Raw genomic sequence first — 17,469 nt, 5'->3', positions numbered from 1 at the left:
CTGTGATTGCCGGAAAAGAAGACTACGAAGTCACCGCAGGTACAATTACTTTTGAAGGCAAGGATATCTTTGCCATGGATATCGAGGAGCGTGCCCGTGCTGGGCTGCTGTTGGGTTTCCAGTACCCGGTGGAAATTCCGGGGGTCAAGAATATCTACCTGCTCAAGGCTGCGCTGAATGCCAAGCGTGAAGCTCAAGGGCTGGGCGAAATGCCAGCGCCCGAGTTCATGAAGCTGATCAGGGAAAAGACTGCCGCCATGAAGATGGATGCAAGCTTCCTGCAGCGGGCCGTCAACGAAGGATTTTCGGGCGGCGAAAAGAAACGCAACGAGATTCTGCAAATGTTGGTGCTCGAGCCGCGTCTGGCTATGCTCGACGAAATCGACTCGGGACTGGATATCGATGCCATGAAAGTCGTGGCCGATGGCGTCAACTCGCTGCGCAGTGAAGATCGGGCCATGCTGCTAGTCACCCATTACCAGCGTCTGCTCGACTATATCGTGCCGGACCGCGTACACGTGCTAGTGGATGGCCGCATCGCCAAGAGTGGCGATGCCGAGCTGGCCCGTGAGCTTGAAACTCGCGGTTACGATTGGGTGCTGGAGGAGTCTGTAGCATGAGCGAAGACGTCAAACGCTTTCTTGACCGGCTCAGTGAGCGCTCGGCCACTCGTGGCTCGGAGCCCAGCTGGATCGCCGCCAGGCGCCAGGCCGGTGCAGCCCGCTTCGAGGCACTAGGCTTTCCCCATCGCCGTGTTGAGGAATGGAAGTACACCGATGTGCGTGATATCGCCCGTGGCGACTTCGTGCTGGCCGAGGATGCCGAGTTTTCTCAGGCTAGTGCGGCAACGCTCGGTCTGCCGCTGGAGTCACATAGGCTGACCTTTGTCGATGGCATCTTTGCCCCCAAGCTCTCGGATCTTGCTGATCTTCCTGAAGGGGTGCAGCTGTTGCCGTTGTCCCAGGCACTGGCGGATAACCATGAAGCCGTGGGCGGCCCGCTAGGGCGGCTGACTGGCGTTGATTTTTCCCCCTTTGCTGCCCTCAATACTGCGTTCATGGAAGAGGGCGCCGTACTTCGCCTGGCGCCGCGCGCTGTGGTGGAAAAGCCCATCGTACTGCAGTTCCTGTCGCGCGCTGGCGAGCGAGCAGTGATGAGCCATCCGCGCATCCTGATCGAAGCTGGAGGTCGCAGCGAGGCGACAGTTATCGAGCATCATGCGGGTGATGCCAGCGCCGCCAACTTCACCAACCTGGTCGAGGAAATCATGCTCGACCGGGGTGCCATCCTGACTCATTACAAGTTGCTGGAAGCGCCGGAGCAGGACCTTCATATCGCCAGCATGCATATGGAGCTCAAGCGCGACAGCCGTTTCACCTCCTTCAATCTGTGTCTAGGCGGTGGTCTGGTGCGTAATGATCTGGTCAGTGAACTTAATGGTGAAGGGGCTGAGGTGATCTATCAGGGGCTCTTCCACGCCCAAGGCCGTCAGCATGTGGACAACCATACGTTGGCTAACCATAACTCGCCGCTGGTGCGTTCCTGGGAGAACTATAAGGGCATCCTCGACGATCGTGCCCATGGGGTTTACAACAGCAAGGTTGTTGTCAAGCGTGATAGCAACAAGGTCGTGGCGGAGCAGCACAGCGCCAATCTGCTATTGTCTGACCGGGCTGAGATTGACACCAAACCCGAGCTTGAAATCTACAACGACGATGTGCAGTGCGCCCATGGTGCGACCACCGGGCAGCTGGACGAAGAGGCTGTGTTTGCCTTGCGTGCCCGAGGCATCGACGAGATGACCGCGCGGGGTCTGTTAACGCTGGCGTTTGCCGGTGAGGTCATGGAACAGGTTGGCCTGGACGTCATTGCCGAGCGCGTTGAATTGGCTGTGGCCGGTAAGTTGCCGGATCGTTTCCACCTGGCTGGCCTGGTCGAGGCGGCCGTCGCCCTGAACGAGGACTGAGCCATGGCTGACTTCAGCGATCTGCTGCTGGACGTGGCTCGTGTGCGCAAGGACTTCCCGATCCTGGAACGGGAAGTCCATGGCAAGCCGCTGGTATATCTTGATAACGCCGCGACCTCCCAGACGCCGGTGCAGGTCATCGAGGTGTTTGATGACTACTACCGCCGTCTCAATGCCAATATCCATCGCGGCTTGCACACCCTGGCCGACGAGGCCACGGCGGCTTTCGAAGGCACGCGCGAGATTGTGCGTGAGTTCATCAACGCGGCCGATAGCCGCGAGGTGATCTTTACTCGTGGCACCACGGAGGCTATCAACCTGGTGGCCGGCAGCTGGGGACGAGCTAATCTCGGGCCAGGCGATGAGGTGTTGATCTCGCGTCTGGAACATCACTCCAACATTGTGCCCTGGCAGCTGCTGGCCGCCGAACGGGAGTTCATCCTCAAGGTGATTCCCGTGGATGAGCGCGGTGTGCTGGATCAGTCTGCCTATGCAGACCTGCTTTCACCGCGCACCCGGCTGGTGGCGGTCAATCATGTCTCCAATGCGTTTGGCACCATCAACCCTGTGGCCGACATGGCTCGCCTTGCCCATGAGCAGGGGGCGCTGATTCTGGTTGACGGCGCCCAGGCCATACCGCATATGGCGGTGGACGTGCAGGCGCTGGGCGTTGACTTCTATGCCTTCTCTGCCCACAAGGCCTACGGGCCGACCGGGGCAGGGGTGTTGTATGGCCGTGCAGAGCTTCTGGAGGCCATGCCGCCGTGGCAGGGCGGCGGCGAGATGATTCGCACCGTTTCTCTCGACGTGCCCAGTACCTTTGCCGATATTCCTCACAAGTTTGAAGCGGGCACGCCGGCGATCGCCGAGGTGATTGCCATGGGTCGTGCGCTGAACTGGATCTCAGACATTGGGCTTGAGCATATCGGTGCCTGGGAATCTCGCCTGCTGGAGCATGCCACCGAGGGCGTGGCCGGGATTGAAGGCTTGCGTGTACTGGGCACCTCGCCGGACAAGGCAGGCGTGCTGTCGTTTGTGATTGATGGAGCGCACTCCCAAGATATCGGCCTGTTGATCGACCAGCTTGGCGTGGCAATCCGTACGGGCCATCACTGTGCCCAGCCACTGCTAGCTTCGTTTGGCGTCGAGTCAACCTGTCGGGCGTCGTTTGCCGCATACAATACGCCTGAAGAGATAGATGTGTTTGTCGAGAGCCTGGAAAAAGTCCTGGGCATGTTGCGTGGATGATGGGGCGGCTTCATGAGTAATCAGAATGAGAATCTGGGTGGCCTGACCCGAGGGCAGCCGCTGCCCCTGCAGCGTGATGTCGAGGTCATTTCAGTACCGTTTGGCAAGACCATTACACTGCCCGAAGATGCCGAAGTCAGCGTTATGCAGGCCAAGGGCAGCTCGGTTAGTGTGATCCATGAAGGTCGACTGTATCTGGTCGAGGGCCGCAACCTCGATGCGCTAGGGCTGGAAGCCGTACCCGTGCAGACCTTGGCAGAAGATGCCACCGAGGAAGAGATCGAGCAGTTTGTCTGGGATCAACTGCGCACTTGTTTTGACCCTGAGATTCCGGTCAATATCGTTGATCTGGGTCTGGTCTATGGCTGTCGTATAGAACGTCTGATCAGCGGTGAGCGAATCGTTACTATTCGCATGACCCTGACCGCGCCTGGCTGCGGTATGGGCGAGGTGATTGCTGCCGATGCCCGCAGTAAGGTGCTTGGTGCACCGCAGATCAGCAAGGTACACACCGAGATTGTTTTTAATCCTCCCTGGAGTCGTGAGATGATGAGCGACGAAGCCAAGCTCGAGCTGGGTATGTTCTAGACAGCAACCGCTCGTTGCAGACAGTAGACTCTAGATGAGAAAGTGGATGCGCTGGATCAGTCGGCGTCACCTTCAGGTTTTTATACTATCGCTGGGAGGCGCTGCCCTCTTGGCGATTGTTTTTATGGTTTGCGTCAATCTGTGGGTACTCTCGGTAACTCGGGACCGTATCCATCGTGTGGTTGCCGAATGTCCCGATGAGCGTGTTGGCATTGTGTTTGGCACATCGCGCTGGACTCGTGGGGGCGGAAGGAATCCGCACTTCGAAGGGCGTATGCAGGCCGCGGCTGAGTTGGCCAAGAGCGGTAGGGTGGAGCACTTGCTGCTGTCTGGCGACAATAGCACGCGCTATTACAATGAGCCGATAGTGATGTGGCGTGATCTGCGCGGACGTGATGTGCCTGACGCTATGCTTACCCTGGACTATGCCGGTTTCAGTACCTTTGACACCCTGGCGCGGGCCAAGCAGGTATTTGGTCTGGAGGACGCGCTGCTGGTTACCCAGTCTTGGCACTTGCCGAGAGCCTTATTTATCGCCGATGCCATGGGGATCAAGGTTCAGGGCTGTGCGGCACCGGAAGACAGTTTACAGCGAAGCGTGTTTGAACTGCGGGCCCGCGAATGGCTGGCCAGGGTAGCGACGGTGGGTGATCTCTATATCTGGCAGCGTAAGCCACGCTTTCTGGGGCCGCTGGAGCTGATCAGCTTGCCACTGGGAAGCGAGAGGGATTCGGCCTATGGGGCGGTCCCAGCCCACCAGAGCACAGACACACAGAGCGCTGCTCCACAAGCTGCAGATATCCCAGCAGATGCCGCGGTGACAGGTGCGCAATCAGAGGCCAAACAGGAGAAACAAAAAGGGACCAGTTCAGTCGCTGGCGACTGAGCTGGTCCCTTGTGAACTGGGGGTATACAGCGCCCCGAAATCTTTGGCCTTCCTGGAACTAGCTTCGCGAACTGTTACGCTGAGCTCTGCCCCGGCTACGCCCTCGTGGCTGGCGGGTGGTTTCTTTCTGCAGGGTGTAGAGCTCGCGTATCAAGCCGCGACAGTTCAGCCAGCAACTCTCGATAACAGGCTCCACCGCATTGGGCAGTGGGTGGGTGAACAGGGTCGATAGCGCCTGCATCAGCACCCGCTCCTGCTCCAGCAGTTCGTTGATCAGCACCTGCTCGTCGCTGCTCACAAAACTCTTAAGGCGGCTCCATAGCCGCAGGTAATCATCCCGCTCGACATCGGCATCGCGAGGTAGCAAGCCCAGATACTTGCGCGCCATCGCCTGGAGCTTGCGCATGGATCGCTTGCGCTCTTCAAAGTAGGGCTTAAATGCCTCTTTCAGCTCTGGCGACAGGCGTTCCCTATTATCCTGGAAGTAATCAACGCTGTCGGCCAGTGCTTCCAGCACGCTATCCATCGCCACCTGGCGATTGTCGAGAAACATGGGCTCACCTCCTGCAGTGGCGAAGATTGTGATGCTGTCGACGGTCTTTTGCTACCCCTGAAGCGCATTTTTTTCGCCTGTCGGGCTCAGCCTTTTGGTTTGGGGGGCACGCGGTGTTTTGGTGTGCCGCTTTTCTCCAAGTATTCAATGATCATGCCGGCAATATCCTTGCCTGTGGCGGCTTCAATGCCACGCAGCCCCGGTGAGGAATTGACTTCCATGATCACCGGCCCATGGTTTGAGCGCAGCAGGTCAACACCAGCGACTCTCAGCCCCATGGCTTTGGCTGCACGAATCGCGGTCGAGCGTTCTTCAGGAGTAATCCGAATCACACTGGCGCTGCCACCACGGTGCAGGTTCGAGCGGAACTCGCCCTCGGCAGCCTGGCGCTTCATTGAGGCGACAACCTTGTCGCCAATTACCAGGCAACGGATATCAGCGCCTCTGGCTTCCTTGATGTACTCCTGCACCATGATGTTGGCTTTCATGCCCATGAAGGCCTGGATCACCGACTCGGCGGCCTGGTTGGTTTCTGCCAGCACCACGCCAATGCCCTGAGTGCCTTCCAGCAGTTTGATGACCAGCGGTGCATCACGCACCATGGTGATCAAATCAGGAATATCGTCAGGCGAGTGGGCGAAGCCGGTAATCGGTAGCCCAAGGCCTTTGCGCGATAGCAGCTGCAAGGAGCGCAGTTTATCGCGTGAGCGGGCGATGGAGACACTGTCATTAAGCACGTGGGTGCCCATCATCTCGAACTGGCGCAGCACAGCGCAGCCGTAGAAGGTGACCGAGGCGCCAATTCGCGGAATCACGGAGTCGAACTGTTCAAGCTCTTCCCCTCTGTAGTGGATCGAGGGGTGGTGCGAAACAATGCTCATGTAACAACGCAGCGTATCGATCACGCGGGCGGTATGGCCGCGAGCCTCAGCGGCCTCCACCAGCCGGCGAGTGGAGTAAAGGTTGCGATTGCGGGATAGCAGCGCGATATGCATGGGGCTCTCCAGAGCGATGGTCGGTAACGATACTGCGGCGGGAAATGTGGTTGAAAGTACGTTCAGGGCGGTGTTGAGTACCCTGGCCAGAGCTATGGTCAGAATCAGAAGTGCGGCCGCAGAGACTTACCAGTAGGCTTACGGTTCTCCATGCAGAAAAGCCAGGCTGGGGGCGACTAGTATCCGCCGCAGCGCACGTCGACCAAGCAGCATGGGGTAGCGCATCTGACCGCGGTCGGTCAGAGTCAGCTGGACAAGCATCTGCATGTCACCGAGCCGCATGGGGGTGCTCACCACATAGCGCCATTCGGCCTGGCCATTGGAGCTGATCACCCTGCGGCGATCGTGAAGGTGTAAGGTACACGGGTGTGCCGGGCTGTCCGGGCCGCCGCCGCGGGTAATGAAACGAACCCATAGCAGGCCGTCCTGCTCAAAGGTTTCGATATCCTCGGCATGCAGGGCCGAGGTGCGGGCACCGGTGTCGACCTTGGCACACAGTGTCAGCCCCAACTCTGGTAACACTACCATTTCTCGACGACCAACCACTGCTTGGGCTTTGTGGGGTAGTGCCGTCATGCCGCTCGCTCCTGGTTAGTGTTTAGCCTGTCTGGCTAGTGGTATTGATTCGGGCTTGTTCATCTGGGCTGGCTTATCCGGCTTTATGCAAGCTAGCCAGGCGACGTCCTATCGAGGAGGTAGGCTCAGCCTCCTTGAGAGTCATCAATACAGGCAGGCGCAGCCGGGGAATCAAGGCAAGGTCTCGTACCACCGCAATGAAGTCTGCTCGCGGTTCTTCCGCCAGGCAGCTGAGAAAGCGTGGCAGACGCTTAGCGTCTTCAAGCACCCGCCAGCCGCGACCGGCCATGGCTGCAAGCAGGTCGGGGCCTATGGCGCCGCTCCCGGATTCTGGCTGGTTCTCAGCCAGCAGCGTATCAAACCAGTCGCCGACTATGTCATCCGGAGCGCCGCTGATGGCGCGCACGCAGGCACACAGGGTTTCGATGTCTCCACTCATGGCGGCCTGTTCTCCACGTAATCTGAGTGACAGAGAAAGAGGTGCATCAATAGCAACGTGTTCTAGGCAATAGCATAGCAAGGTCAGCACCTCGCTGGGCAGCAACGCCAGCTGATCAGCCAGGCGCAGGGACTGCGAGGCGTCCATGCGCACAGCGAAGTCGGCAAGCCCTTGTAGGCCGAGGGCTCGCCAGTCCAACGGCTGGTGGCCTTCCAGATAGGCTTCTGCAGACTCCAAATGTTGACTGGCCGGCAAGTCAAGGTCGCGGCTCGCCATGGCGTGCAGTACGGCCTGAAATGGCACGGATGGGGTGAAAGCCAGCGGGTTGTTTTGCATCAGGTTGTCGACGTTCTTTGCCCCATGGCGGTCAAGGGAGTGAACGTTATGGCCCAGTACTTCCAGCAGGCGCTGCAGGAAGGCATCTCTTGATGCCGGATCAAGCTGACCCTGTTCATCCAGCGGCAGGGCCAAAAACCAGATTAACGGGTCAGTCATGTCACCAATGCTGAACACCAGAGCCAGGCGCGCCTTGCCTTGCCATGGCTGGGGCCAAGCTTCACCAGCGGTTTCCAAGGCAGCCAGTGTGGAGCGCTTGCAGGTCTCGATACGCCGGCCCATATGATAGAGCCGCACGCTGGCACCGGTGCGAATGAAAAAGTCGTCAAGGCTGTTGAGTGGCTGCATGAAATACCCCCAGAATTGCGAGCCTGCACTCTATCGCGGCACTCCGCAGATGTCAGCCTCTCAAGGCAGTCATGCAACGGATAGCAGCTCAAGCTGGCCTGGTAGATGAGCTGACCTGAAAGTCGGGTCTGCGTGATGCCTGGTCAGCAGGCAGCAAGGCTCGATAGTTCGCTGGGCAACAGAGCAGCAGCTTCGCTATCCAGCACTATAGTCACTCTGGGGTGTTGTTTCAGCGCAGAGGCAGGAAGCCGTTCATCGGCACTGCTGTGATACAGGTCGGCCATTATCTGTGCCTTATGGCGGCCTGTAGCGACCAGCAGGATTTCTTTGGCTTCAAGAATATCCAGGATTCCCATGGTGATTGCGTGGGTGGGAACCTCACGCTGGTCGGAAAAAAAGCGTCCATTATCGATACGGGTCTGCTGCGATAGCTCAACAATATGGGTGCGGCTCGAAAAACAGGTGTAGGGCTCGTTGAATCCGATATGACCATTTGTGCCAATGCCCAGCAGCTGGAGGTCAAGTCCGCCCAGTGCCTTGATCGCCCCGGAGTAGACCTCGCAGGCCCTTGCGGTATCGCTGGCTTTTCCGTCAGGCAGATGGATCCTTTCACGCGGAACGCCCAGCCTGTTGAACAGGTGTTGGTGCATGTAATAGCAGTAGCTTTGCGCGTGGGCGGCATCCAAGCCGATATATTCGTCAAGATTGAAGGTCGTGACGTGCGACAGACTCACCGGTGTGTGTTGCAATAACCCCAGGAAGTGGTCGTAAACCGGTTCCATGGTGCTGCCTGTTGCCAGGCCCAGTATCGCATCCGGTCGCGTCTGGATGCTATTCAGCAAGCGGTGTGCACAGTAGCGGGATACTTCGTCGACTGTCTCTAGAATCTTGTACATAGAATGTGCTTTGTTCGTCGCTTATCGACCATGGGTTGCCCACGCTAGGACGCGCAGATAGCCAATGATAATCCTGCTGGCCGGGTAGTGCTACTTCAGCGCCATCTCAATAAGCTGGGGCTTGCTGCCCGAGAGGCGGGGGTCAGAGGATGCGGAATGCAGAGCAAGTGCAGAGCAGTTGATACACTCAGGAATTGATCAGAAAATGACCAGTGCGCTACACGGCTACAGACATCGGGGATAGCGTCAGTTTTCCCATGCTTGTCCACAGGCTCATCCCGGGTTTCTGTGAACTCAATTATCTACTTGCGGTTTTTTAGAGGTTACCTATTGGCGGAGGCGGCTTTTTTCATTATCGTAGGCAGTTAAGAAAGCTATATATATCTTAATTTTTATGCTGCTGTGGAATAAACACAGCGCCATACTGGAGAATCCTCATGCTGCGATCGCTTGGCATCATCCCTCTGCTGGTCTCGGGTGGACTTGTCTTGGCAGGCACTGTTCACGCAGATGATCAGGCCTTCAAGGTCGGTATGTCCGGTAGCTACTTTCCATTCACCTATGTGGAAAAAGATGAGCTGAAGGGCTATGAAGTGGATGTGATGCGCGCCGTAGCCGAGCAGATGGACACCAACGTCGAGTTTGTTACTGCCAGCTTCTCGGGACTGTTTGGCATGCTGGAGTCGGGGCGCATCGATACCATTGCCAACCAGATCACCATTACCGATGAGCGTGAAAAGAAATACCTGTTTACCCAGCCATATGTCTATGACGGTGCTCAGGTAGTCGTGAAGCGCGGTAACGAAGATATCACTGGTGTCGAGGATCTGGTCGGCAAAAAGGTGGCGGTGAACCTGGGTTCTAACTATGAACAGCTGCTACGAGAGTTGCCTTATGCTAACGAGATCGATATCCGCACCTATGACAGCAATATTGAGCAGGATACTGCGCTTGGGCGTGTGGATGCTTTCGTGATGGACCGGATCAGTGCCAGCCAGGTGATCAAGGAAAAACCCTTGCCGCTGGCGCTTGCCGGTGCCCCGTTCTCCGAATTGCGTAACGCGCTGCCGTTCCGTGACACCGAGGCCGATCAGGCGTTACGTGATGAGGTCGACGCAGCGTTGTCGGCACTGCGCGATTCCGGCAGACTCAGTGAGATTTCCCAGCAGTGGTTTGGCACTGATATCAGCAGCTTGTAGGAGCCCGGTACAGAGTCATGAACCTGCTTGATATCAACTACATGTTGGAGTTGGTGCCGATTCTGCTACGCTACCTGCCCTTGACACTGGGCATGGCCGCTGCGGGAATGGTGTTGGCTCTGGTGTTCTCAGCTGGGCTTGCGGTGATTCGCGTGTTGCGCATCCCGGGGCTCAACGCGGCAACCATGCTGTTCATCTCCTTCTTTCGCGGTACGCCGCTGTTGGTCCAACTATTCCTGTTCTATTACGGGTTGCCTCAGGTCATGTCGTTCCTGACCAGCATCGATGGTATTACCGCGACCATCATGGGGCTGACGCTGCATTTCTCAGCTTATATGGCCGAATCGATCCGTGCCGCCATTGTTGGCGTTGATCGCAGCCAGACCGAGGCCGCGCTGTCTATCGGCATGACCAATAGCCAGCTAATGCGCCGCATTGTGTTGCCTCAGGCGACACGAGTGGCGTTGCCAACGCTGATGAACTACTTCATCGACATGATCAAGGCCACCTCGTTGGCGTTTACGCTGGGGGTGACCGAGCTGATGGGAGCGACGCAGAAAGAGGCGTCGGGCAGTTTCATGTATTTTGAGTCCTTTGTCGTGGTGGCATTTATCTATTGGGGCGTTGTAGAGCTGCTCGCATGGTTTCAGCGGCGATTGGAAAATCGACTCAATGAGGCCTACCGCCGATGATCCGGATAGAGAATCTCGTCAAACGCTTTGGTGACAATGTCATTCTTGACGGTATCGACCTTGAAATTGCCCAGGGTGAGATCATCGTGGTGATCGGCCCCTCAGGCACTGGTAAGTCGACTCTGCTGCGCTGTCTGAATTTCCTGGAGCGCCCGGATGCAGGGCATCTGAAGCTGGGCGATCTCGAGATTGATGTGGCCACAGCGAATGCCAGGAGCATTCTTGCTGCCAGACGACGCACTGCCTTTGTGTTTCAGAACTATGCGCTATTTGCCAACAAGACTGCGCTTGAGAATATCGCGGAAGGGTTGATTGTGGTGAACCGCTGGCCCAGGAAAAAGGCTCATGCCAGAGCTCGGGAAATTCTTGAACGCATCGGGCTTGCTGACAAGGCCGATGCCTATCCCGCGTCACTGTCTGGCGGGCAGCAACAGCGTGTCGGCATTGGGCGCGCCATGGCAGCTCAGGCCGATGTGATCTTGTTTGATGAGCCCACCTCGTCGCTGGACCCTGAGTGGGTTGAGGAGGTGCTGGGTCTGATGAAGCAGCTTGCCGCCGAGCGACAGACCATGCTGGTGGTTACTCATGAAATGGGCTTTGCCCAGGATGTGGCGGACCGGGTGATCTTCATGGAGGGCGGGCGCATCGTAGAGCAAGGGCCACCCTCGCAGCTGTTCAATGCCCCGCGCGATCCGCGTACACGTAACTTTCTGCGCAAGGTGCTGGCCAATCAGCCTTCGGGTAGCATACCGGACGACAGCGATGAAACGCTATCAGCTGCCGAGTAACAGAATCAGGAATCGGGGAAGGAACACCATGAATGCTCATCAGGAGCTGAAACAGGCTTTGCATGAGCTGGAGTCATGCATGGAAGATGCGCAGATGTGGCAAATGGCCATGCCTCCGGCGAGTGCATTCAGTAGTGAGCAGCCGTTCAGTGCAGACACCATGAGTCTGCCGGAATGGTTACGCTTTGTGTTTGTTGCCAGGCTGCATGCCCTGGCGGAGGCCCAGGCGCCAATGCCCGCCAACTGTGATGTTACACCGGCGCTGGAAGCCTATCTGACCAGCGTGCCGGTCAGTACACATCACCGGCGTGCGCTGTGTCAGGCTGTCACCCGGATTGATCGCCTGGTAACCGAAAGCTAGCGAAATGATGCATATAGTGAAAAGCCCCAGCTGCTCTAGCGGCCGGGGCTTTTCACTATTGATTTTTTGCAGCTGTCTTTCCGCTGCTTAGAAGCGGAAGCTAGCGCCTGCCATGATGACTAGCGGGTCAACGTGGACTGTGCCGATCTTATCGCCATTGAGCCTGGCTTCGGAGTCGATATCCATGTACCAGGCCGCGGCGTTCAGTGCCCAGTTGTCGTTAATCAGCAGGTCAACGCCCAGTTGGCCAGCGGCCCCCCAGGAGCTTTTCAGATCAAGGTCGGCACCGCTGATGTCAATCTTCTCACTTGAGAAACGCGTGTAGTTGATACCTACGCCAGCATAAGGCTGCACGGGAGAGTCGGTGCCACCCAACGGATAATACTGGGCAGTCAGCGTGGGCGGCAGATGCTTCACAGAAGCGCCAATGGTGTTGTTGCTTGAATCTGTCAGTGTAACGTCGTGCTTGAACGGCGCGGCGGCGAGCAGCTCAATACCCAGCTGGTCGGTGAAGCGGTAGCCCAAAGTGAACGCAAAGCCGCGCCCGGTCTTGACGTCTGTTTCCAGAGTACCATTGACGAGATCGCCGTTGTTGCTCTTCGGATCAATACGTGCGATGCCAAAGCGTGTGAAAATGTCACCGGCACCATAAGAGGAAGCCATAGCCTGAGTGCTGGTCAACATGGCAACGCCGAGGCTTGCTACGAACAGAATCTTCTTGGACATCGGGGTAATGCTCCTATGGAGAGGATATGTGGAATACTGTGAGAACATTGAGTTCAAGAATAATGCCTGAATTATAACCGCCACGTTGGGCCAGAAAATTGATGTGAGACAAAAAATAACGGATAAGGCGCGTTAAATATTGTAAAAAAATGTTAAATTTTTAGATGGTAGGCAGTCTATGAGATCAGCTGAACTGCCAAAAAAGAAGGCTCCCATTGGAGCCTTCTTTTTCATTACGCTAGCTATGTATCAAACGGTGTACTCAGCGGGTAATCTGCTGATACTCCCCCGAATCTGCAGTCATGCTGCTGACCAGCAGTATGGCGATAAAGGATGCCGCAAAGCCGGGCATAATTTCATATACCCCGGGCCCACCCAGGAAGCTGGCATTCCAGCCCAGCATGATCCATACCCCTACAGTCACGGCACCCACGATCATGCCAGCGATGGCGCCAGCACCATTGGTGCGTGGCCACATCAGTGACAGGATGATCAGTGGGCCAAAGGCGGCGCCAAAGCCGGCCCAGGCGTTACTGACCAGTCCCAGTACCTGGGAACCCGGGTCAGATGCGATGACCGCAGCCACCAGGCCTACAAGCACTACGCTGATCCGGCCGACACGAACAGTTTCTTTTTCTGTTGCGTGCTTGCGCAGGAACAAGCGATAGAAGTCCTCGGTCAATGAAGAAGACGCCACCAGCAGCTGACTAGAGATGGTGCTCATCACGGCGGCCAGCAAGGCAGCGTAGAGGAAGCCGGTAACCAGCGGATGGAACAGCAGGTCTGCCAGGACAATGAAGATGGTTTCTGGATCAGCGATATCCATGCCATTGCGGATTGCGTAAGCACGGCCGAACAGCCCCATGGTAATGGCGCCAACCAGCGATATGAACATCCAGCTCATGCCGATATTACGGGCTGTCGGCACATCTTTCAGTGAGCGTACGGCCATGAAGCGTACAATGATGTGTGGCTGACCAAAGTAGCCCAGTCCCCAGGTGACGGCTGACAGCCAACCGATAATGGTTAACCCCTCTGTCCAGGACAACAGTAACGGATCATTCTGCCGTAAGGTTTCATCCGCCTGTGCAAGACCACCACCACCGTCGCCATAGAGAATGACCAAGGGCATGATGACCAGCGCCAGCATCATGATGCAGCCCTGTACAAAGTCGGTCATGCTCACTGCGAGGAAACCGCCGATCACGGTATAGACCAGCACTACGCCTAGAGTGATCAGTATGCCAGCAGAGTAGTCGCTCATTCCGCCAATATTGATGACACCGGAAAAAGCACTTTCAAACAGCTTGCCGCCAGCCACGAGACCTGACGCCGTGTACACCGAGAAAAACACCACAATGACGATTGCGGATACTGTTCTTAGCGGTATCGCTCTTGTCGGGAAGCGGTTTGCTAGGAACTCCGGAATAGTTATCGCATTGCCATAGTGAACGGTCTGCTCGCGCAGCCGAGGAGCGACTAGGATCCAGTTGAAGAGTGCGCCCACGAATAAACCAATACCGATCCAGGCGGAGCCCAGCCCAGAGACGAACATTGCTCCGGGTAAGCCCAGCAACAGCCAGCCACTCATGTCTGAAGCACCGGCCGAGAGGGCCGCTACCGCGGGGCTGAGGGACCTGCCACCGAGTATGTACCCCTCAGAGGTGGAAGTGGATTTGCGCATGGCATAAAAGCCGATGGCTATCATGAGCGCAAAGTAAATAAACAGGCTGATCCAAACACCAATAGCCATAAGATGTCTCCATTTTATTTTATTGCCGGAACCCACGCCGACAGATTGTTGTTACCTCTACATGCCAGAGCGTTGATAGCGAGTATCGCCATCAGGGAGGTTGCGACTGTGAAGCCGCTGGTCGTCTCGTTGCGGTCATTGGTGGGTCCTTCCATCCGGTTGCTTTAATGACAGACGCTTTGCGAAGATTCGTCTGTCTGTCTGTCTGTCTGTCTGTCTGTCAGATATGGTGGTAATTTTTATATCATATTGTGAATGTTGTCAGGATTACCATCCCGAACTGAGGTTGACTTTTAACGCTTTTATCCTCCTTGATGGCACGGCGTTCTGCATAGCTGAGCTGTTTTGTTTTCACAAACAGCCCTGTAAACAGGAAGCGCGTATCCAGGCAGCCTGGATACGCGGTTGATGATCTATTAGTCTACCAGCGCCAGTAACGATGCGTTGCCACCCAGAGCTGCAGTGTTGTTGGTAATGGCTTTTTCGGTGGCGAAACGCAGCAGGTAGTGCGGACCACCGGCTTTGGGGCCGGTGCCAGACAGGCCCTGGCCGCCGAAGGGTTGAACGCCAACGACTGCACCAATGATATTGCGGTTGATGTAGACGTTGCCGGCGCGAATCCTGCTGGCAATCTGGTTGGCATAGCTTTCGTTGCGGCTATGCACACCGAATGTCAGGCCATAACCTCTGGCATTGATGGAGTCGATCACCTGATCGATATCCTTGGCCTTGTAGCGGATTACGTGTAGGACCGGGCCAAACTGCTCACGCTCCAGCGTTTCAATGCCATCAATATGAAACGCCGTTGGGGCAATGAAGGTGCCCTCGGCGGTAATGGCCGAGTCAAGTGGCGTTTCAGCCAGTAGCCGGCCTTCAGCTTTCAGGCGGTCAATATGCGCCTGCAGGCCTTGTTGCGCGTCGGCATCAATGACCGGCCCAACGTCGGTGCCAAGCTCGCGTGGGTCGCCCACCCGCAGTTCAGCCATCGCGCCCTTGAGGATTTCCAGAACCCGATCGGCTACGTCATCCTGGATGTACAGTACACGCAGCGCTGAACAGCGTTGCCCGGCACTCTGGAACGCAGACTCAATGACGTCGACGACGACCTGCTCAGGCAGGGCGGTGGAGTCGACAATCATGGCGTTCATGCCGCCGGTTTCAGCGACCAGCGTGGGCAATGCAGCGTTTTCACGGTTGGCCAGCGAGCGGTTGATGATCTGTGCGGTGTCGGTACCTCCAGTGAATACCACGCCGGTAATGCGCGGGTCGCTGGTCAGCACGCTGCCAACGGTCGGGCCGTCGCCGGGCAGCAGCTGCACCACGTCGCGCGGCATGCCGGCTTCATACAGCAGTTCAATCACACGGTAGGCCGTGATGGACGTCTGCTCTGCCGGTTTGGCCAACACGCTGTTACCGGACACCGCAGCTGCCACCACCTGGCCACAAAAGATGGCGACCGGGAAGTTCCACGGGCTGATGGCAGCAAATACGCCCTTGCCGCCCATGTGCAGTTCGTTTGACTCGCCGGTAGGGCCAGGAAGCACCGTAGGCTTGGCAAACAGTGCTTCAGCTCGATTGGCGTAGTAGCGGCAGAAGTCCACGGCTTCGCGGATCTCGGCGACACCGTCGGTCAGCAGCTTGCCACCTTCTCGGGAGCATAGCGTCATCAGCTCAGCCAGGTTCTCTTCCATGAGATCGGCGAAGCGCCGCAAGATCTCGGCGCGCTTGCTGACCGGCGTCGCTTCCCAGCGCGGAAAGGCAGCCCAGGCCGTATCGACAGCCTTTGCGGCCTGCTCGGCAGTGGTCCACTGTACGCTGCCAACGGCTTTGCGGTGGTCGAACGGTGCCATCACCTTGAGATGTTTGATGTCGCTTTTCACGGACGTATCAGCCAGCAGCGGACCTGCCTGGTACTGGATATCCATGAACTTGTCCATGTCTTCCATCAGCGGCTGGTAGTGGCTGCGGATATTGAGATTGAGACCTTTTGAGTTGCGCCGTCCTTCACCGTAGATATCGGTTGGCAGCGGAATCTGGCTGTTGGCCAGGGACTCGTACTCGCCCAGTGTCTCAACTGGGTGCTGGCACAGCGATTCGACCGGCACATCTGGGTCAACCAACTGGTGCACAAAGGAAGAGTTGGCGCCGTTTTCCAGCAGGCGGCGCACCAGGTAGGGCAGTAGATCCTTGTGTGCACCAACCGGGGCATAGATGCGACAGTAGGTACCTTTGGGGGCGCGCTTCAAGGCCGCTTCGTAGAGGGCCTCGCCCATGCCGTGGAGACGCTGGAACTCGAACGTGCGCTCGTGCTGATTGGCCTGTTCGAGAATGCTGGTGATAGTGTGGGCATTGTGGGTAGCAAACTGCGGGAAAATGCGCCCACGAGTCGCCTCAGAGAGCAGGAAGCGAGCGCACACCAGATAGGCCACATCGGTTGACGCCTTGCGCGTGAAGACCGGATATCCCTCAACACCGAGCTGCTGGGACTCCTTGATCTCAGTATCCCAGTAGGCGCCCTTGACCAGCCGCAGCGGGATTTCGTCACCTTGTTCATCAGCCAAGCGGTTGATGTAGTGTAGTGCCGGCAGGGCGCGCGTAGAGTAGCCTTGAATCACCAGGCCGAAGTGACCCCAGCCACGGCAGGTATCGCTTGCATAGACAGCCCGGAAGACTTCCAGGGAAATCTCCAGGCGGTCAACTTCCTCGGCATCAATGGTGATGGCAACATTCTGGCTGCGCGCCAGGCCAGCGAGCTCGCGCACAGAAGCGACCAGTTCATCGAGCACCTGCTCGCGGCGACCAAACTCGTAGCGTGGGTGCAGCGCCGACAGCTTGATTGATACTGATGGTGACGGAGTATGGTCGGGCAGTGACTTGCTGGTTTTTCCTACCTGCTCGATAGCGCGGGCATAGTCATCAAAATAGCGCCCGGCATCACTGCGAGTGCGTGCTGCCTCGCCAAGCATGTCATAAGAATAGGTATAACCCTTTTCGAACAGCGGCTTGGAGCGTTTCAACGCTTCGTTGATATCACGGCCCAACACGAACTGCTTGCCCATGATCTTCATCGCTTCGACCATGGCGCGCCGGATCACCGGCTCACCCATGCGATTGACCAT

The 17,469-nt window shown here is 57.1% G+C and carries 17 protein-coding genes; 9 read left to right on the top strand and 8 right to left on the bottom strand.

Annotated features, from left to right (window positions below):
* From sufC to ACTH3D_RS04100, 5 genes are all read left to right on the top strand, one after another.
* Positions 1 to 620 (top strand): Fe-S cluster assembly ATPase SufC (gene sufC, locus ACTH3D_RS04120; protein WP_441665541.1); only part of this gene is annotated, 620 nt, incomplete at its 5' end.
* Positions 617 to 1,966 carry a Fe-S cluster assembly protein SufD gene (gene sufD / locus ACTH3D_RS04115; RefSeq protein WP_441665539.1) on the top strand — a complete coding sequence of 450 codons (1,350 nt, stop codon included), beginning with the start codon at positions 617 to 619 and terminating at the stop codon, positions 1,964 to 1,966. The genes sufC and sufD, both read left to right, overlap by 4 nt.
* Before the next feature lie 3 nt (positions 1,967 to 1,969).
* Entirely contained in the window at positions 1,970 to 3,214 is a 1,245-nt protein-coding gene (locus tag ACTH3D_RS04110) for an aminotransferase class V-fold PLP-dependent enzyme (protein WP_441665537.1), read from the top strand.
* Positions 3,215 to 3,226: 12 nt separating this feature from the next.
* Positions 3,227 to 3,802, top strand: coding sequence for a putative Fe-S cluster assembly protein SufT (sufT, locus tag ACTH3D_RS04105; protein WP_441665535.1), 576 nt, complete (start codon positions 3,227 to 3,229; stop codon positions 3,800 to 3,802).
* A gap of 109 nt (positions 3,803 to 3,911) precedes the next feature.
* Positions 3,912 to 4,688, top strand: a complete 777-nt coding sequence (locus ACTH3D_RS04100) for a SanA/YdcF family protein (RefSeq protein ID WP_441665533.1) — start codon at positions 3,912 to 3,914, stop codon at positions 4,686 to 4,688.
* A 58-nt stretch (positions 4,689 to 4,746) separates the two neighbouring features.
* Here ACTH3D_RS04100 and ACTH3D_RS04095 read toward each other — a convergent pair whose 3' ends face one another.
* The 5 genes from ACTH3D_RS04095 to nagB form a co-directional block, all read right to left on the bottom strand.
* Positions 4,747 to 5,241 (bottom strand): hypothetical protein, encoded by a 495-nt coding sequence (locus tag ACTH3D_RS04095; protein WP_441665531.1) that lies wholly within the window; start codon positions 5,239 to 5,241, stop codon positions 4,747 to 4,749.
* Positions 5,242 to 5,327: 86 nt separating this feature from the next.
* On the bottom strand, positions 5,328 to 6,236 hold the full coding sequence (rimK, locus tag ACTH3D_RS04090) for a 30S ribosomal protein S6--L-glutamate ligase (protein WP_441665529.1): 909 nt from the start codon (positions 6,234 to 6,236) through the stop codon (positions 5,328 to 5,330).
* A 138-nt stretch (positions 6,237 to 6,374) separates the two neighbouring features.
* On the bottom strand, positions 6,375 to 6,812 hold the full coding sequence (locus tag ACTH3D_RS04085) for an ATP-dependent zinc protease family protein (RefSeq protein ID WP_441665527.1): 438 nt from the start codon (positions 6,810 to 6,812) through the stop codon (positions 6,375 to 6,377).
* A gap of 73 nt (positions 6,813 to 6,885) precedes the next feature.
* Positions 6,886 to 7,935, bottom strand: a complete 1,050-nt coding sequence (locus ACTH3D_RS04080) for a DUF3549 family protein (protein ID WP_441665525.1) — start codon at positions 7,933 to 7,935, stop codon at positions 6,886 to 6,888.
* A 143-nt stretch (positions 7,936 to 8,078) separates the two neighbouring features.
* Positions 8,079 to 8,831, bottom strand: a complete 753-nt coding sequence (gene nagB / locus ACTH3D_RS04075) for a glucosamine-6-phosphate deaminase (protein WP_441665523.1) — start codon at positions 8,829 to 8,831, stop codon at positions 8,079 to 8,081.
* Positions 8,832 to 9,268: 437 nt separating this feature from the next.
* On the opposite strand from nagB, the gene ACTH3D_RS04070 reads away from it, so the two are divergent.
* From ACTH3D_RS04070 to ACTH3D_RS04055, 4 genes are read left to right on the top strand one after another with little or no spacing between them, the layout of a single operon-like run.
* Entirely contained in the window at positions 9,269 to 10,030 is a 762-nt protein-coding gene (locus ACTH3D_RS04070; RefSeq protein WP_441665521.1) for an amino acid ABC transporter substrate-binding protein, read from the top strand.
* 17 nt (positions 10,031 to 10,047) lie between these two features.
* Entirely contained in the window at positions 10,048 to 10,722 is a 675-nt protein-coding gene (locus ACTH3D_RS04065) for an amino acid ABC transporter permease (RefSeq protein WP_441665519.1), read from the top strand.
* Positions 10,719 to 11,510 carry an amino acid ABC transporter ATP-binding protein gene (locus tag ACTH3D_RS04060; protein ID WP_441665517.1) on the top strand — a complete coding sequence of 264 codons (792 nt, stop codon included), beginning with the start codon at positions 10,719 to 10,721 and terminating at the stop codon, positions 11,508 to 11,510. The genes ACTH3D_RS04065 and ACTH3D_RS04060 overlap by 4 nt, the downstream gene beginning before the upstream one ends.
* A 28-nt stretch (positions 11,511 to 11,538) precedes the next feature.
* Complete coding sequence (locus tag ACTH3D_RS04055) at positions 11,539 to 11,871, top strand: YqcC family protein (RefSeq protein ID WP_441665515.1); 333 nt, start codon at positions 11,539 to 11,541, stop codon at positions 11,869 to 11,871.
* A gap of 87 nt (positions 11,872 to 11,958) precedes the next feature.
* On the opposite strand, the gene ACTH3D_RS04050 is transcribed toward ACTH3D_RS04055, so the two are convergent.
* The 3 genes from ACTH3D_RS04050 to putA form a co-directional block, all read right to left on the bottom strand.
* Positions 11,959 to 12,597, bottom strand: a complete 639-nt coding sequence (locus ACTH3D_RS04050; RefSeq protein WP_441665513.1) for an OmpW/AlkL family protein — start codon at positions 12,595 to 12,597, stop codon at positions 11,959 to 11,961.
* Between the two features lie 262 nt (positions 12,598 to 12,859).
* Positions 12,860 to 14,350 carry a sodium/proline symporter PutP gene (gene putP, locus ACTH3D_RS04045; RefSeq protein ID WP_441665511.1) on the bottom strand — a complete coding sequence of 497 codons (1,491 nt, stop codon included), beginning with the start codon at positions 14,348 to 14,350 and terminating at the stop codon, positions 12,860 to 12,862.
* A gap of 416 nt (positions 14,351 to 14,766) precedes the next feature.
* The coding region (putA, locus tag ACTH3D_RS04040; RefSeq protein ID WP_441665509.1) for a bifunctional proline dehydrogenase/L-glutamate gamma-semialdehyde dehydrogenase PutA at positions 14,767 to 17,469 on the bottom strand (2,703 nt) is incomplete at its 5' end.

Origin of the sequence: Halomonas sp., assembly GCF_052095765.1 — a bacterium.
Lineage (GTDB): Bacteria > Pseudomonadota > Gammaproteobacteria > Pseudomonadales > Halomonadaceae > Halomonas.
Note: the sequence above shows the minus strand (reverse complement) of the source record. Positions and strands in the feature narration are given on the sequence as shown.

What these genes read in the sequence shown, in the direction of transcription:
- sufT (WP_441665535.1), top strand. Translation starts at nt 3,227, where the DNA reads ATGAGTAATCAGAATGAGAATCTGGGTGGCCTGACCCGAGGGCAGCCG.
- ACTH3D_RS04065 (WP_441665519.1), top strand. Translation starts at nt 10,048, where the DNA reads ATGAACCTGCTTGATATCAACTACATGTTGGAGTTGGTGCCGATTCTG.
- ACTH3D_RS04060 (WP_441665517.1), top strand. Translation starts at nt 10,719, where the DNA reads ATGATCCGGATAGAGAATCTCGTCAAACGCTTTGGTGACAATGTCATT.
- sufD (WP_441665539.1), top strand. Translation starts at nt 617, where the DNA reads ATGAGCGAAGACGTCAAACGCTTTCTTGACCGGCTCAGTGAGCGCTCG.
- ACTH3D_RS04050 (WP_441665513.1), bottom strand. Translation starts at nt 12,597, where the DNA reads ATGTCCAAGAAGATTCTGTTCGTAGCAAGCCTCGGCGTTGCCATGTTG.
- ACTH3D_RS04110 (WP_441665537.1), top strand. Translation starts at nt 1,970, where the DNA reads ATGGCTGACTTCAGCGATCTGCTGCTGGACGTGGCTCGTGTGCGCAAG.
- ACTH3D_RS04085 (WP_441665527.1), bottom strand. Translation starts at nt 6,812, where the DNA reads ATGACGGCACTACCCCACAAAGCCCAAGCAGTGGTTGGTCGTCGAGAA.
- ACTH3D_RS04070 (WP_441665521.1), top strand. Translation starts at nt 9,269, where the DNA reads ATGCTGCGATCGCTTGGCATCATCCCTCTGCTGGTCTCGGGTGGACTT.
- ACTH3D_RS04055 (WP_441665515.1), top strand. Translation starts at nt 11,539, where the DNA reads ATGAATGCTCATCAGGAGCTGAAACAGGCTTTGCATGAGCTGGAGTCA.
- ACTH3D_RS04095 (WP_441665531.1), bottom strand. Translation starts at nt 5,241, where the DNA reads ATGTTTCTCGACAATCGCCAGGTGGCGATGGATAGCGTGCTGGAAGCA.
- ACTH3D_RS04080 (WP_441665525.1), bottom strand. Translation starts at nt 7,935, where the DNA reads ATGCAGCCACTCAACAGCCTTGACGACTTTTTCATTCGCACCGGTGCC.
- putP (WP_441665511.1), bottom strand. Translation starts at nt 14,350, where the DNA reads ATGGCTATTGGTGTTTGGATCAGCCTGTTTATTTACTTTGCGCTCATG.
- rimK (WP_441665529.1), bottom strand. Translation starts at nt 6,236, where the DNA reads ATGCATATCGCGCTGCTATCCCGCAATCGCAACCTTTACTCCACTCGC.
- nagB (WP_441665523.1), bottom strand. Translation starts at nt 8,831, where the DNA reads ATGTACAAGATTCTAGAGACAGTCGACGAAGTATCCCGCTACTGTGCA.